13 protein-coding genes are annotated in these 14,846 nt (G+C 57.9%); 5 read left to right on the top strand and 8 right to left on the bottom strand.

Going from position 1 to position 14,846, the window contains the following annotated elements; all coding sequences use genetic code 11:
• Window positions 1-36 precede the first annotated feature (36 nt).
• Together galE and mutS are read left to right on the top strand one after the other, a co-directional pair.
• A complete protein-coding gene (gene galE / locus AC13C8_RS12580; protein WP_482847617.1) occupies window positions 37-1,047 on the top strand; it encodes a UDP-glucose 4-epimerase GalE in 1,011 nt (336 codons plus the stop codon).
• 94 nt (window positions 1,048-1,141) lie between these two features.
• Window positions 1,142-3,760 (top strand): DNA mismatch repair protein MutS, encoded by a 2,619-nt coding sequence (mutS, locus tag AC13C8_RS12575; RefSeq protein ID WP_482847876.1) that lies wholly within the window; start codon window positions 1,142-1,144, stop codon window positions 3,758-3,760.
• Between the two features lie 52 nt (window positions 3,761-3,812).
• Here the strand turns inward: mutS and AC13C8_RS12570 are convergent, their stop codons facing one another.
• The gene (locus tag AC13C8_RS12570; protein WP_482847615.1) at window positions 3,813-4,376 is read right to left on the bottom strand and encodes a nucleotide exchange factor GrpE; all 564 of its coding nucleotides are present in this window, start codon (window positions 4,374-4,376) and stop codon (window positions 3,813-3,815) included.
• Between the two features lie 10 nt (window positions 4,377-4,386).
• Entirely contained in the window at window positions 4,387-5,451 is a 1,065-nt protein-coding gene (hrcA, locus tag AC13C8_RS12565; protein ID WP_482847613.1) for a heat-inducible transcriptional repressor HrcA, read from the bottom strand.
• A gap of 72 nt (window positions 5,452-5,523) precedes the next feature.
• Between hrcA and rph the strand changes: the two genes are divergently transcribed.
• Genes rph through hemW form a run of 3 tightly spaced genes read left to right on the top strand, consistent with a single transcriptional unit; the run spans window position 5,524 to window position 7,992 of the window.
• Entirely contained in the window at window positions 5,524-6,234 is a 711-nt protein-coding gene (rph, locus tag AC13C8_RS12560; RefSeq protein ID WP_482847612.1) for a ribonuclease PH, read from the top strand.
• Window positions 6,234-6,842 carry an RdgB/HAM1 family non-canonical purine NTP pyrophosphatase gene (rdgB, locus tag AC13C8_RS12555; protein WP_482847611.1) on the top strand — a complete coding sequence of 203 codons (609 nt, stop codon included), beginning with the start codon at window positions 6,234-6,236 and terminating at the stop codon, window positions 6,840-6,842. The genes rph and rdgB overlap by 1 nt, the downstream gene beginning before the upstream one ends.
• Window positions 6,835-7,992 carry a radical SAM family heme chaperone HemW gene (gene hemW, locus AC13C8_RS12550; RefSeq protein ID WP_482847610.1) on the top strand — a complete coding sequence of 386 codons (1,158 nt, stop codon included), beginning with the start codon at window positions 6,835-6,837 and terminating at the stop codon, window positions 7,990-7,992. The genes rdgB and hemW overlap by 8 nt, the downstream gene beginning before the upstream one ends.
• Here the strand turns inward: hemW and AC13C8_RS12545 are convergent.
• From AC13C8_RS12545 to rho, 6 genes are read right to left on the bottom strand one after another with little or no spacing between them, the layout of a single operon-like run.
• Complete coding sequence (locus tag AC13C8_RS12545; RefSeq protein ID WP_091427644.1) at window positions 7,989-8,870, bottom strand: ParB/RepB/Spo0J family partition protein; 882 nt, start codon at window positions 8,868-8,870, stop codon at window positions 7,989-7,991. The genes hemW and AC13C8_RS12545 overlap by 4 nt on opposite strands.
• A gap of 1 nt (window position 8,871) precedes the next feature.
• Complete coding sequence (locus AC13C8_RS12540) at window positions 8,872-9,675, bottom strand: ParA family protein (RefSeq protein WP_091427643.1); 804 nt, start codon at window positions 9,673-9,675, stop codon at window positions 8,872-8,874.
• Window positions 9,668-10,288, bottom strand: a complete 621-nt coding sequence (gene rsmG / locus AC13C8_RS12535) for a 16S rRNA (guanine(527)-N(7))-methyltransferase RsmG (protein ID WP_482847608.1) — start codon at window positions 10,286-10,288, stop codon at window positions 9,668-9,670. Before rsmG ends, AC13C8_RS12540 begins: the two co-directional genes overlap by 8 nt.
• A complete protein-coding gene (gene mnmG / locus AC13C8_RS12530; protein WP_482847607.1) occupies window positions 10,285-12,162 on the bottom strand; it encodes a tRNA uridine-5-carboxymethylaminomethyl(34) synthesis enzyme MnmG in 1,878 nt (625 codons plus the stop codon). Before mnmG ends, rsmG begins: the two co-directional genes overlap by 4 nt.
• Window positions 12,163-12,183: 21 nt before the next feature.
• The gene (mnmE, locus tag AC13C8_RS12525; RefSeq protein ID WP_482847605.1) at window positions 12,184-13,473 is read right to left on the bottom strand and encodes a tRNA uridine-5-carboxymethylaminomethyl(34) synthesis GTPase MnmE; all 1,290 of its coding nucleotides are present in this window, start codon (window positions 13,471-13,473) and stop codon (window positions 12,184-12,186) included.
• 28 nt (window positions 13,474-13,501) lie between these two features.
• Entirely contained in the window at window positions 13,502-14,773 is a 1,272-nt protein-coding gene (rho, locus tag AC13C8_RS12520; protein WP_091427636.1) for a transcription termination factor Rho, read from the bottom strand.
• Window positions 14,774-14,846: the final 73 nt, after the last annotated feature.

Genomic DNA, 14,846 nt, shown 5'->3' with positions numbered 1-14,846 from the left:
CAGCCTATACCTGCTTCAACGGACAAGAGGTTTCACGTGGTTCAAAAGATTCTGCTGACAGGCGGCGCCGGGTTCATCGGGTCGCACACATATGTCGCCCTGAAGGCCGCAGGGTATGAGGCCGTCATCCTCGACAATTTCTCGAACGCGCGCCAAGACGTGATTGACCGGCTTGAGATCATCACCGGCGCACCCGTCGAACATGTGGTCGGCGACGTTATGGACGGCGCGTTGCTGGACCGCATCTTTTCCGAACACGCTATACAGGCCGTCATCCATTTCGCCGCGCTGAAGGCTGTGGGGGAAAGCGTTGACAAGCCGCTGGACTATCTGAACACGAACATTGTTGGGCTTTATTCCCTGCTGGGCGCAATGCAGCGGGCCGAATTATTCTCGTTGGTCTTTTCGTCGTCAGCGACGGTGTATGGTGAGCCTGCCCGCCTTCCGGTCGACGAGACCGCGCCGCGCAGCTTCAACAACCCCTATGGCTTCACGAAGCTGGTCTGCGAACAATCGCTGGAACAGATTGCCGCATCGGATGACCGCTGGGCGTTTGGCGTTCTTCGATACTTCAACCCGGTCGGCGCGCATGAAACCGGGTTGATTGGCGAAGATCCCAACGACATTCCGAACAACCTGGTGCCCTATATTGCAAAGGTCGCCACCGGCGAACTGGAGCAGCTTTCGATCTGGGGCGACGACTATGACACGCCCGACGGCACCGGTGTTCGCGACTATATCCATGTGATGGACCTGGCGCGCGGCCATGTGCAGTCGCTGGATGCGCTGCTGGCATCGGGCACGGGCCATGTGGTGAACCTTGGCACCGGCACCGGTTATTCCGTGCTGGACGTTCTGCGCGCCTACGAGCGCGCCGCCGGTCGTACACTGCGTTACCGCATAGCCCCGCGCCGCGCCGGGGATGTCGCTTGCGTCTATGGTGATACGCAGCTGGCCGAGCAAACCCTGGGTTTCAAGGCGGAATTGGATCTGGATGAGATGTGCGCCTCAAGCTGGAACTGGGTCTCGCGCCGCAAAAACACCTGATGCCCCTTTCGTCCGGGAAGTGAAGGCCATAGTCTGGCGCAAACCGGAACACGGGGGACCGAAGGTGAGCGACAAGACGGCCAAAGTGACGCCGATGATGGCGCAATTTCTTGAGATCAAGAATGGCTATCCCGACGCCCTTTTGTTCTATCGCATGGGCGATTTTTACGAACTGTTCTTCGACGACGCCGTTGCCGCCGCCGCCGCACTGGACATCGCCCTGACCAAGCGGGGTAAACATCTGGGTGACGACATCCCGATGTGCGGTGTGCCTGTTCATTCCGCCGAAGGCTATCTGCTGACACTGATCCGCAAAGGGTTTCGGGTCGCCGTTTGCGAACAGATGGAGGACCCCGCCGAAGCCAAGAAGCGCGGATCGAAATCCGTGGTGAGGCGCGACGTCGTTCGGCTGGTCACACCCGGCACCTTGACCGAGGAAAGTCTGCTGGACGCCCGCCGCCACAACTTCCTGGCTGCCTATAACGAAGTGCGCGATGACGCCGCGCTGGCGTGGGTCGATATCTCGACCGGGGCGTTTCGCGTAATGCCATCCAATCGAACGCGGCTGTCCCCCGAACTGGCGCGCTTAGCGCCGCGCGAATTGGTGGTCTGCGACGATCTCAGCGCGGAATTGGGTGAATTAGTCTCTGAGTCCGGCGCAGACGGCACCGATTTAGGGCGGGCAGCATTTGACAGCGCCAGCGGGGAAAAGCGCCTGCTGGATCTGTTCAAGGTCGGGTCTCTGGACGCCTTTGGCACATTCTCTCGTGCCGAAATGGGCGCGATGGGTGCCATCGTCGAATACCTCGACATTACGCAGAAAGGGAAGCTGCCGCTGCTGCGCCCTCCGGTGCGCGAAATGGCACATGGCACGATGCAAATCGACGCCGCCACCCGGCGCAATCTGGAGCTGACCCACAGCTTGTCCGGTGGGCGGGACGGGTCGCTGCTGTCCGTGATCGACCGGACTGCGACGGCGGGTGGCGGGCGGTTGCTCGAACGGCGACTGTCCAGCCCCTCTTGCGATCAGGCGGAAATCCGTGCGCGGCTGGATGGCGTGACGTTTTTCAAAGAGGCGTCCCGGTTGACCGAAGATGTCCGGGCTGCGCTGCGCAAAGTGCCCGACATCGACCGCGCCTTGTCACGCCTTGGTCTGGATCGCGGCGGCCCGCGCGATCTGGCTGCCATTCGCAGCGGGATCGCCGCGGCGGAAGACATCGCCACAATGCTTTCTGATCGGGATTTGCCCGACAATCTTTCCGACGCCGCAAGCGCGTTGACCGGGCATGACGCCCTGTCTCACCTGCTGGATGAGGCGCTGGTTGCCGAGCCGCCCCTTCTGGCCCGCGATGGCGGGTTTATCGCACCGGGCTATGACGCTGATCTGGACGAAGCGCGCCAGCTTCGCGACGAGGGGCGCGGCGTGATCGCCGGTATGCAAGCCCAATATGCGGACCATACCGGCATCAGTAGCCTGAAAATCAAACACAACAACGTGTTGGGTTATTTCATCGAAACAACCGCCACCCACGCGCAGAAGATGCTTGGCGCTCCGCTGTCAGAACACTACATCCACCGACAGACCACGGCCAATGTGGTGCGGTTTACCACGGTTGCGCTCAGCGATATGGAAACCAAGATTTTGAATGCGGGCAATCGGGCATTGGAGATCGAAAAGCGTCTCTATTCCACCTTGGTTGCGGAAGTTTTGACCCAGGCCGCCGAGATTGCGAACACCGCCCGCGCCTTGGCTGAACTGGATGTGGCCGCAGGTTTTGCAACGCTCGCCCGATCCGAAAACTGGACCGCCCCGACAGTAGATGAAAGTCGCGTTTTCGACGTGCAGGCCGGGCGTCACCCCGTGGTCGAAGCTGCGTTGAAGCGGTCGGGTGATCCATTTGTCGCCAATGATTGTCGTTTGTCCAACGGAGAGCGCGATGCCGATATCTGGCTGCTGACCGGTCCCAACATGGCCGGTAAATCAACCTTTCTGCGGCAGAACGCATTGATCGCCCTGCTGGCGCAAAGCGGCAGTTATGTGCCTGCGAAGTCTGCCCATATCGGCATTGTGTCACAATTGTTCAGCCGCGTGGGGGCGTCGGATGATCTGGCGCGGGGCCGGTCCACCTTCATGGTTGAAATGGTCGAAACCGCTGCGATCTTGAACCAAGCAAACGACCGGGCATTGGTGATCCTGGATGAAATCGGACGCGGCACCGCGACCTATGACGGGTTGTCGATTGCCTGGGCCACACTTGAGCACTTGCACGATGTAAACCAGTGTCGCGCCCTGTTCGCCACGCATTATCACGAAATGACACAGCTTGCCGCCAAGCTGGACGGTGTGGAAAACGCCACGATTGCCGTGAAGGAATGGGAAGGCGACGTCATCTTTCTGCACGAAGTGCACAAAGGCGCGGCGGACCGCTCCTATGGGGTTCAAGTCGCCAAGCTGGCGGGACTGCCCGACAGCGTGATTGCCCGCGCCAACACGGTTCTGGAAGCGCTGGAAAAAGGCGAGCGTGAAGGCACCGGGCAAAAGGCCTTGATAGATGACCTTCCGCTGTTCGCCGCCATGCCCGCCCCGAAGCAGACCGCCGCAAGCGGCCCGTCAGAGATCGAGCAGGCTCTGGCCGATATTCAGCCCGACAGCTTAAGCCCGATCGAGGCGCTGAACCTTCTGTATCAGCTTCGGGAAAAGCTGGAAACCTGACGAAAAACGCCCCAGGTTCGGGGCGTTTCTTCAATTCTGTATTCTGGGTAATTTACTTCGGAGTTGACGAAACGCCCACCTGCGCGGGCCGTAGCAGCCGATCATGCAGCATGAAGCCTTCGCCCATTACCTGAATAATATCGCCGGCCTTGGAACCGGGCACGGGGGCTTCGAACATCGCCTCATGCACTTCGGGGTCGAACCTGTCGCCAATCTCGGGCGACAAAAGACGGATCCCGTGCTTCTCGAAGATGTTCAGAAGCGACCGCATTGTCAGTTCGACACCTTCGACCAGCGCTTTCGCACCGTCGCCCGCATCTTCCGCAGCTTCCAGCGCACGTTTCATGTTGTCATAAACCGGCAGCATATCGCGTGCCAGCTTTGACCCGCCGTATTGCTCGGCCTCACGGCGGTCACGCTCGCCACGTTTGCGCGTGTTTTCGGCATCCGCCAGCGCCCGCATGAACCGATCCTTGAATTCATCCCGTTCGGCGCGCAAGGCGGCCAATTCATCGACCGGCTCTTCCTCGGTCAAATCAATCTCTACTTCCTCGGTCATCAGCTCTTCGATTGCCGTTTCCAAGTTCTCTACTGCGTCGTTCTTTGCGTCAGCCATCTCTTCGCCTTTACCTTCGATCCGAGATCATCTTGCCGATCAATTGCGCGGTGTAATCGACGATGGGCACGATCCGCCCATAGTTCAATCGCGTGGGCCCGATGACCCCGACCGCACCAATGATCTTTCGATCAGCGTTCATATATGGGGAAACCACCAAAGAGGAACCCGAAAGTGAGAAAAGTTTGTTCTCGGACCCAATAAAAATGCGCACACCCTCGCCTTGATCGGCCAATTCAAGGAATTCCGCGATATCACGCTTGCGTTCAAGGTCGTCAAACAGCGTTTTGATCTTCTCAAGATCGGCGGCTTCCGCATCTTCCGCCAACAGATTCGACCGTCCGCGCACGATCAACCGCTCGTAAGGCTGGCCTTCGTTTTCCCACAACGCCGCACCGCTTTCGACCAGATCCTGTGTAAGAACGTCCAGCTCCTGCCGCCGCTTCTTGATCTCACGGGTCACGATGGTTTGAAGTTCTGAAATTGTGCGGCCCTCGGCCAGCGCATTCAGGAAGTTCGCAGCCTCGCGCATCGACGCTGGCGTTTGCCCGGCGGGGGGCGTGAACACACGGTTTTCCACGTGACCATCGGCGAACACAAGAACCACCAAAGCCCGGTCCGCACCCAAAGACACAAACTCGATATGTTTGATCGGCGCTTCGTGCTTCGGGGTCAGCACCAGGCTGGCCCCGGCGGTGATCCCCGACAGCGCAGACCCCACACGATCCATCATCGTGTTGATATTGTTATCTGTTTTACCGACGGTTTCATCTATCTTCTGACGATCCCCCTGATCCAGATTGGAAACCTCCAACAGCCCGTCGACAAACATGCGCAAGCCAAGCTCGGTCGGAATGCGCCCGGCTGAAACATGCGGGCTGTCCAGCAAACCCATAAATTCCAAGTCCTGCATCACATTGCGGATGGTTGCGGCACTGACCTTTTCCGTCAGCGACCGGGTCAGCGTGCGTGACCCCACAGGCGTGCCCGTGCTCAAGTAGCTTTCAACGACACTTCGAAACACCTCGCGCGAACGGGCGTTCATGTCATTCATCAGTTCATGACGGTCTTCCATACGCAATCGCCTTGCCTTTTCGCCAGAGCCATGGGTATCACGCCTTTGAACATGAAACAAAGGGGGAAGCCCATGCGCCCGTCAGGTCGGAATCTAGATCAAATGCGCCCGATTTCAATTGAGACCGGAGTAACAAAGCATGCAGAGGGGTCTTGTATGATCAAAGTGGGCGACACGCATGTGTTGTGCACCGCCTCGCTTGAAGAACGCGTGCCGCCATTTTTGCGCAATTCCGGCAAGGGTTGGCTGACGGCAGAATATGGGATGTTGCCCCGCTCCACCGGGTCTCGGATGCGCCGCGAGGCTGCGTCGGGCAAGCAAGGCGGGCGCACTGTTGAAATTCAACGCCTGATCGGGCGGTCGCTGCGTGCTGGCATAGACCTTGTGGCGCTTGGTGAACGCCAGATCACCGTGGATTGCGATGTCATTCAAGCCGATGGTGGCACGCGTTGTGCGGCGATCACCGGTGGTTGGGTGGCCCTGCGTCTGGCGGTGAACAAGCTGCTGAAGGCCAAAGACATCACCACCGACCCGCTGATGGATCCAGTCGCCGCCGTGTCGTGTGGTATCTATGCCGGTCAGCCGGTGCTTGATCTGGATTACCCCGAAGATTCAGAAGCCGGCGTGGATGGCAATTTCGTGCTGTGCGGTCCGAAGCTGATCGAGGTGCAGATGTCCGCCGAAGGATCCACTTTCACGCGCGATCAGATGAACGAACTGATGGATCTTGCCGACAAAGGCGTATCCGAGCTTGTGGCCGCTCAGCTGGAGGCAACGGGCTAATGCGCAAGTTCACGGGCACGGAATTGGTCATCGCGACCCATAACGACGGAAAGTTGCGCGAGATTTCTGCTTTGTTAGAGCCTTTCGGGGTCGCGGTGACGTCTGCGGGCGCTCTCGGCTTGGAAGAACCCGAGGAAACCGAAGACACCTTCGTCGGGAACGCCCGGATCAAGGCGCATTTCGCCGCAAACGCCGCTGGCCTGCCCGCGCTGTCCGATGACAGTGGCATCATGGTGGATGCACTGGACGGCGCGCCTGGCGTTTATACCGCAGATTGGGCCGAAACCCCCAATGGCCGTGATTTCCCGGCGGCAATGGAAAAGACATGGGCGCTGCTGGACGAGAAAAACGCGCCTCACCCACGCAAAGCGCAGTTTTGCTGCACCCTTTGTCTGGCCTGGCCTGATGGACATGACGAGGTCTTCGAAGGCAGGGTTGATGGATCGCTCACTTGGCCCATGCGCGGTGATAAGGGTTTTGGATACGATCCGATCTTCATCCCGGATGGCCATGACATCACGTTCGGCGAAATGGCCCCCGCAAAAAAGCATCAGATGAGTCACCGCGCCGACGCTTTCGCCAAACTGGTGCGGGGCGCCTTTGCTTGAGAATTGGCAGATCGGTGGCTTCGGGCTTTACGTCCACTGGCCCTTCTGCCAATCCAAATGCCCCTATTGCGATTTCAACAGCCACGTCGTCGCATCAATTGACCACGATGCCTGGCTTGAGGCTTATGTCGCGGAAATCGACCGCTATGCATCCGAAACGCCGGATCGTGTGCTCGGCTCGATTTATTTTGGTGGCGGCACCCCAAGCCTGATGGCCCCCGCAACGGTCGGCGCGATTATTGAGCGTGCCGCGCAACACTGGACCTTCGCCAACGACATTGAGATCACGTTGGAAGCCAACCCCGGCTCGATCGAAGCACAGAATTTCGCAGGTTACAGAGCAGTGGGCGTCAATCGGATCTCCATTGGTATTCAGGCGCTGAACGATCCGGATCTGAAGCGGCTGGGAAGGCTGCATTCGGTCAACGAGGCAAAAAAGGCTCTAACCTTGGCGAAATCGCTGTTTGACCGGGTCAGTTTCGACCTGATCTATGCGCGACAGGATCAGACGCTGTCCGCCTGGCAAGCCGAGCTTGAGGAAGCTCTGGATTACGACCCCGATCACCTGTCCCTGTATCAACTGACCGTCGAGCCGGGAACAGCTTTTGGCGCGCGATTTGAGGCGGGAAAACTGCGCGGATTGCCCGAAGAAGATCTGGCGACCGACATGTATTTCCTGACGCAATCGCTGTGTGACGCCGCCGGACTGCCCGCCTACGAAGTATCGAACCACGCCAAGCCAGGACAGGAAAGCCAGCACAATCGCATTTACTGGCGATCTGGGGATTGGGTGGGTATCGGTCCCGGTGCGCATGGACGACTGACTTTGGGCGGCGCGCGGTTTGCCACTGAAACGGCGCTGGCCCCGGCAAGATGGTTGTCGGCGGCAACGTCGGGTCAGGGCGAAAGCCAGCGCGCCACCCTGCCCCGCGATGAACAGATCACCGAGTTTTTATTGATGGGGCTTCGCACCACGGAAGGTTTAGACCTTCATCGCCTTGATAGGCAACTCGGCTTCACGTTAGATTCAAACAAGATCAACGAGTTAAGCGATCTTGGCTTGATCCTCGTCAAAGGCCACAGCTTGCTGGCAACCAACAAGGGCCTCCCGGTATTGAATGGTATTCTTCGCGAATTGATTCCCGGCTAGGACGACAGTTTTCCGCACAGCGTATCCAGATCGTCTAGCGAGGCGTAACGCACCGAAACGGTTCCGCTCTCCCCACCTGCTGCGTGATCAATCTGAACGTTCATTCCCAGGGCGGCGGACAAGTCACCCTCAAGCGCACGGGTGTCCGCATCTTTCTCGGCCTTTTGGCGCGGTGGTCTCGATGCGTTTGGCTTCGGTGATTTCGCCAGAGCCTCGGCGGCTCGCACCGACAAACCCTTTGCGATGATCTGGCGTGCCAATTCAACCGGGTTGTCTGCCGTTACCAAGGTGCGTGCATGTCCGGCGCTTAGCTTCCCATCTCTCACAAAATCCTGCACTTCGTCAGGCAGGTTCAGCAACCGCAGCAGGTTCGCGATGTGGCTGCGGCTTTTGCCAAGCGCTTCCGAGACTTTTTCTTGCGTATGGCCAAACCGATTCATCAGGTCACGATAGCCCGCGGCCTCTTCAATGGCGTTCAGGTCTGCGCGCTGGATGTTTTCAATGATCGCGACTTCCAACGCCTCGGTATCGCTATATTCTCTAACGATAACAGGTAGTTCGTGAAGTTGCGCCATTTGCGACGCCCGCCAGCGCCGCTCGCCGGCGACGATCTCGTACTCGCCGTCCGCACCAGGCTTGGGGCGGACGATCAAAGGCTGGATCACGCCCTTTTCGCGGATGGATGCGGCCAAATCATTCAGCTGCTCTTCAGTGAACTGACGCCGGGGCTGTTCTGGGTTGGGCGTAATTTTCTCCACCGGCACAACAAGATCGGCGCGCCGCGGGGATTGCGTGCTTGGCGTTTCTTCGGTTGTGACATCGGCCATCAGCGCAGACAGACCGCGACCCAGACCACGTTGTTTTTGGTTCCTGCTCATCTCAGCCTCTTCTGTTGCGTATGGACAGTTCGGATGCCAAATCGCGGTAAGCCTGACTGCCCTTCGACATGGGATCATACATCAGAACCGGCAACGCGAAAGACGGCGCTTCGCTGACCCGAACATTGCGCGGGATCATGGTGTCGAACACAAGCTCTCCCAGATTGTCGCGGGCATCTGCCTCTACCTGGCGGGACAGGTTGTTTCGAGTGTCGAACATGGTCAGCACGATCCCCTCGATCCGGAGGTTGGAATTGGCCGTCTGGCGCACCTCACGAATGGTCAGCATCAGTTGTGAAAGACCTTCCAGCGCAAAAAATTCACTTTGCAATGGGATCAGAACGCTGTCTGCGGCCACCAGCGCATTGACCGTCAGAAGGTTGAGCGACGGCGGACAGTCAATCAGGATATAGTCCAGACCCAGCTGGCTTAAACCCGTCGCGCGCACCGCGTCATGTAACAGGTGGCTGCGTTTTTCATTCGACACCAGCTCAATATCCGCCGAGGACAAATCAGTGGTTGCAGGCGCGATAAACAGGTTCTCGACATCGGTCTCTTGCAGGACGTCCGTCAACAGCGCCTCTTCCAGCAATAGGTCATATGTTGTGAGCTTCCGATCCGCGACCTCAACACCTAGTCCAGTTGAGGCATTTCCTTGCGGATCAAGGTCGATCAAAAGCACTTTGCTTCCTGTCTCGGCCAGCGCGGCACCCAGGTTGATTGTGGTCGTTGTTTTGCCCACACCGCCTTTTTGATTTGTGATCGCGATGATCTTCGGGCCATGGCCATTGATAATATCAGGCACGTTCTAGATCTCCGATTTTCAAAACAACGGCGTTCGGGTTGGTCTTGCTGGGATATGTATCAAGTTCAAACTGCCATTTTTCAAGCGCTTCTTCGACCTCAGCGCGGTAATTTTCCCCTTTCAGGAAAACCCCCACCCCGCCCGGCTTCAAGTGCCGATCCGCATAGCCCAAAAGATCGGCCAGCGACGCCAACGCCCGGGCTGACACCACATCCGCCCCTGATGGCGCAACCGCCTCGATTCGTTCAGAGATTATGGAAGCCTTAACACCGGTTTCGCGCACGACCGTTCGCAGAAACGTGGCCTTGCGCATATCGCTTTCGATGCAGATCGTGTTTCGGTCAGGATCGCGTTCATGGGCCAAAATGGCAACAATCAGCCCCGGAAAACCTCCGCCCGCGCCCATATCGCACCACTTCCCCACTTCTTTCGGCGACAAATCGAATATCTGCGCGGAATCCTGAAAGTGGCGGGTCCACAAGGATGACAGCGTTGACGGGGCGACAAGATTTATCGCGGGATTCCATTTTTCCAGCAGGGCCGCATAGGTCTTCAACCGATCCATTGTTTCACGTGAAACATCAAGCCCCGCAAGCGCGCTCTGATCCGTCATGCCGACCGCTTTCGGCCTGCGCGACGCAATCTGGCCAATATCAAGGTCAGCGCGGCAGGTGTCATCCCCTCGACGCGGCTCGCTTGGGCAAGCGTTCTGGGGCGCGCAAGCGTTAGTTTGCTGGCCAATTCATTCGAAAGCCCTTCGAGGTCCTCATACAGAAAATCATCGGGGATGCGGTGTGCTTCGTCACGCTGCAACGCCTCCACATCGCGTGCCTGACGCTCGATGTAATTCGCATACATGGCGTCCCGCGAAATCTGCGTTTGGATATCATCCGGTATGTCTGCAAGCGATGGGTCCAGTTGCGTGATCATCGCATAATCCACGGTCGGGAATGCCAAAAGCTCGAACGCGGTGCGCTTTGTGCCGTCCTTGCGCACTGTCATTCCCAGTTTTTCAAGATCTTGCGGTGTAAACGTCCGTTCCGTCAGCGCCTCTTTTGCCCGTGAAAGGCCCTTAGCCTTGTTTTCAAAGGCTTTCTGGCGCAGCTCGCCCGCGCAACCAAGCGAAATTGCAAGTGGCGTCAGGCGCTGGTCAGCATTGTCCGCTCGCAATGACAGACGGTATTCTGCCCGCGACGTAAACATGCGGTATGGTTCCGTCACACCACGTGTGATCAGGTCATCGACCATTACGCCCATATACGAGTTCGCGCGTGAAAAGATGACCGGCTCCCGATCCAGGGCGGTCAGCGCCGCATTCAGACCAGCGATCAGACCTTGGGCGGCGGCTTCTTCGTATCCGGTTGTCCCGTTTATTTGTCCCGCCAAATACAAGCCTGGCACATCGCGAAGCCGCAACGTCTCTGTCAAAGATCGTGGGTCGACATAGTCGTATTCAATCGCATAGCCCGGCTGTAATATCTCAGCTTTCTCAAGCCCGATGATTGAGCGGACATAGGCCACCTGCACCTCGACCGGCAAGGATGTGCTGATGCCGTTAGGATAAACGGTGTGATCGTCCAGCCCCTCAGGCTCAAGAAAAATCTGATGCGAATCCTTGTCAGCAAACCGGACGATCTTGTCTTCGATTGAGGGGCAGTATCGTGGGCCTACCCCTTCGATATGACCGCCATACATCGCGGAGCGTTCTAGATTTTCACGAATTATATCATGGGTTTGGGTATTGGTATGCGTGATTCCACAAGAAATCTGCCGGGCGTCGGGTTTGTTGTTCAAAAATGAAAACACCACCGGGTCGTCGTCCCCCGGTTGGCTGTCCAGAATATCCCAGTTGATGGTGCGCCCGTCCAGCCGTGGCGGCGTCCCGGTCTTGAGTCGCCCGAGCGGCAGGCCAAAACCGTCGATCCGTTCGGCCAGCCTGACCGAAGGTCGATCCCCCATACGGCCACCCTCACTTTGCTGATCCCCTACATGGATGATGCCGCGCAGAAAGGTGCCTGTGGTCAGGATGACCGCGTGCGATCCTAGCGTGCTGCCATCCTGCAAGACCACGCCAGCGACCCGCTGACCATCCATCACCAGATCAGTCGCTTCGCCTTCGATGACCACCAGATTTGGCGTCCTTGAAATCTCGGCCTGCATCGCGGCGCGGTACAGTTTGCGGTCGGCCTGCGCGCGCGGGCCTTGCACTGCTGGCCCTTTACGCCGGTTCAGCAGGCGAAACTGAATGCCCGCCCGGTCGGCGACACGCCCCATCAGCCCGTCCATCGCGTCAATTTCTCGCACCAAATGACCTTTTCCAAGCCCGCCGATGGCGGGATTGCAAGACATGACGCCCAGGTCGCTTTTGCGAAGTGTAATCAATGCGGTGCGCGCACCGAGGCGGGCAGACGCGTGTGCCGCATCTGCGCCTGCGTGGCCTCCGCCAACAACGATCACATCGTAATCCAGATGTTTCACGTGAAACACTCCATGTCCAAATTCGCGCCGTTACTTCCCAAGACAAAAGCTTGCAAAGATTTCATCCAACAGATGCTCTACATCGATACGGCCCACCAAACTATCAAGGGCGCGAATGGCGGTGCGAATTTCTTCCGCCGCAAACTCGGCCCGATCTGGACCGTGTCCTAGCTCAATTCGAGCGTCGTCCAAAGCAGCCAGCGCGCGTTCCATTGCAACCCTGTGCCGCGCACGCGTCGCGATACCCGCCCCTTTGACCCGGTCTTCCAACAAATATGCGATTCGGGCAACAAGCTTATCAACGCCCTTCCCGGTCAGGCCAGAGACTGCCAGCTCATTTGAACTCCGCAGATCGGCCTTCCCATACACGACGATATCCTCGGCTCCGGGCATCAACGGCATGGTCTCATCCATGTCGGATTTCAGAAACACTCGCAGATCGGCGGCTTTCGCGCGCGTAAGCGCCCGTTCGACGCCAATCGCTTCAACAGCATCTTGAGCTTCGCGCAGGCCAGCCGTATCCAGAACCGTCACCGGAAGACCTGCAAGCTCCATTTGAACTTCGATCACGTCACGCGTGGTGCCAGCCACCTCGGAAGTGATTGCGGCGTCCCGTCCGGCAAGCGCATTCAGCAAGGTCGATTTCCCCGCATTTGGCGCACCCACAATCGCGACCTCGAACCCATCGCGGATGCGCTCGGCAATACGGGTGCCGGCGGTCTCGGATCGGAGCGTCGTCAGAACGCCATCCAAAAGCGCCTCGACTTCGGGTGACACATCAACCGGCACATCTTCGTCAGCAAAATCAATCGTCGCTTCCAGTAGCGCCGCTGCCCGGATCAGGTCGCGGCGCCAGACTTCTGCCAGCCCCCCCAACGCGCCGGACAGGATGTTGAAGGCCTGCCGCCGCTGGGCTTCTGTTTCCGCATCCAGAAGATCGGCGAGACCTTCGACTTGCGCCAGATCCAGACGTTCGTTCTCCAGCGCGCGTCGGGTAAACTCGCCTGGTTCAGCCAGGCGAAGGTCGGGGAAGCTTGACAGTTCATCAAGCACTGCACGCACAACAGCGGTGGAGCCATGAAGCTGAAACTCGACCACAGGCTCGCCCGTAAAGCTGGCCCCATCATCGAAACACAGCACAATAGCTTCGTCCAGAACGCGCCCATCTGCTGTCTTCAGATTGCGCAATCCTGCCTTGCGGATCGCCGGCAGACCGCCCGCCATGTCTTGCGCAGCCAAAAACGCATGTGGCCCGGAAATCCGGACCACGGCGACACCCGATTTACCCCGGGCACTGGCAAGAGAATAGATCGTATCCATAATTAACCCATTGTTTTATAACAATAAGTTACGTGTTCATAGAATCGAAGAACTCACTGTTCGTCTTGGTTTGCTTCAATTTCGAGATCAGGAATTCAATCGCGTCTGTGGTGCCCATCGGGTTCAGAATCCGCCGCAAAACATAGCTTTTCTGCAAATCTTTTGCGTCCACCAACAGCTCTTCTTTCCGGGTGCCGGATTTCAGGATGTCGATGGCCGGATACACGCGCTTGTCGGCGACCTTGCGATCCAGAACAATCTCGGAGTTGCCGGTGCCTTTGAATTCTTCAAAGATCACCTCGTCCATCCGCGAGCCGGTGTCGATCAGCGCGGTGGAGATGATGGTCAGCGATCCACCTTCCTCGATATTCCGGGCCGCACCGAAGAACCGCTTTGGGCGTTGCAGCGCGTTGGCATCCACACCACCGGTCAGAACCTTACCGGACGACGGGACGGTCGTGTTGAATGCACGACCCAGCCGTGTGATAGAATCAAGCAAGATCACCACATCGCGTTTGTGTTCAACCAGCCGCTTCGCCTTCTCGATCACCATTTCAGCAACGGCAACGTGACGGGTTGCGGGTTCGTCAAATGTCGAAGACACGACCTCGCCCTTCACAGACCGTTGCATGTCCGTCACCTCTTCCGGGCGCTCATCAATCAGAAGAACGATCAGATAGCATTCGGGATGGTTGGTCGCGATCGAATGGGCAATGTTTTGCAGCAGCACGGTTTTACCGGTCCGGGGCGGGGCAACAATCAGTGCCCGCTGACCCTTTCCGATCGGGGACACAAGGTCGATGATCCGGGCCGACCGGTCCTTGATGGTGGGATCTTCGATCTCCATCTTCAGACGTTCGTCTGGGTAAAGCGGTGTCAGGTTGTCAAATGCCACCTTGTGTTTGGCCAGTTCGGGGTCTCCGAAATTGATCTTCTCGACCGATGTGATGGCAAAGTAGTTTTCATTTTCGCCCGGTGCCTGAATGATGCCTTCAATCGTATCACCGGTGCGCAGCGAATATTGCCGAATCATATCTGGCGAGACATAGATATCGTCTGGCCCAGACAGATAGTTCGCTTCCGGCGAACGCAGGAAACCAAACCCGTCCTGGACCACCTCCAACACGCCGTCGCCGCCGATGATCCACTCATCATCGGCCAGTTCTTTCAGGATCGAGAACATCATCTCGCCCTTACGCATCGTGGAGGCGTTTTCGATTTCAAGCTCTTCAGCCATATCGACAAGCTCTTTCGGGCTTTTGGCTTTCAGCTCTGCAAGGTTCAGACGGTTATCGGACATGGGAATACTCTGGGATTGCCTCAGGACAGCATGCGCGCGGCAATGCGGTCAAAGTAGGAATGGGAAACATGCG

This window comes from Aliiroseovarius sp. B-4, from assembly GCF_056857795.1.
Note: the sequence above shows the minus strand (reverse complement) of the source record. Positions and strands in the feature narration are given on the sequence as shown.

What these genes read in the sequence shown, in the direction of transcription:
- mutS (WP_482847876.1), top strand. Translation starts at nt 1,142, where the DNA reads ATGATGGCGCAATTTCTTGAGATCAAGAATGGCTATCCCGACGCCCTT.
- AC13C8_RS12570 (WP_482847615.1), bottom strand. Translation starts at nt 4,376, where the DNA reads ATGGCTGACGCAAAGAACGACGCAGTAGAGAACTTGGAAACGGCAATC.
- hrcA (WP_482847613.1), bottom strand. Translation starts at nt 5,451, where the DNA reads ATGGAAGACCGTCATGAACTGATGAATGACATGAACGCCCGTTCGCGC.
- rph (WP_482847612.1), top strand. Translation starts at nt 5,524, where the DNA reads ATGCGCCCGTCAGGTCGGAATCTAGATCAAATGCGCCCGATTTCAATT.
- rdgB (WP_482847611.1), top strand. Translation starts at nt 6,234, where the DNA reads ATGCGCAAGTTCACGGGCACGGAATTGGTCATCGCGACCCATAACGAC.
- AC13C8_RS12545 (WP_091427644.1), bottom strand. Translation starts at nt 8,870, where the DNA reads ATGAGCAGGAACCAAAAACAACGTGGTCTGGGTCGCGGTCTGTCTGCG.
- rsmG (WP_482847608.1), bottom strand. Translation starts at nt 10,288, where the DNA reads ATGACGGATCAGAGCGCGCTTGCGGGGCTTGATGTTTCACGTGAAACA.
- mnmE (WP_482847605.1), bottom strand. Translation starts at nt 13,473, where the DNA reads ATGGATACGATCTATTCTCTTGCCAGTGCCCGGGGTAAATCGGGTGTC.
- rho (WP_091427636.1), bottom strand. Translation starts at nt 14,773, where the DNA reads ATGTCCGATAACCGTCTGAACCTTGCAGAGCTGAAAGCCAAAAGCCCG.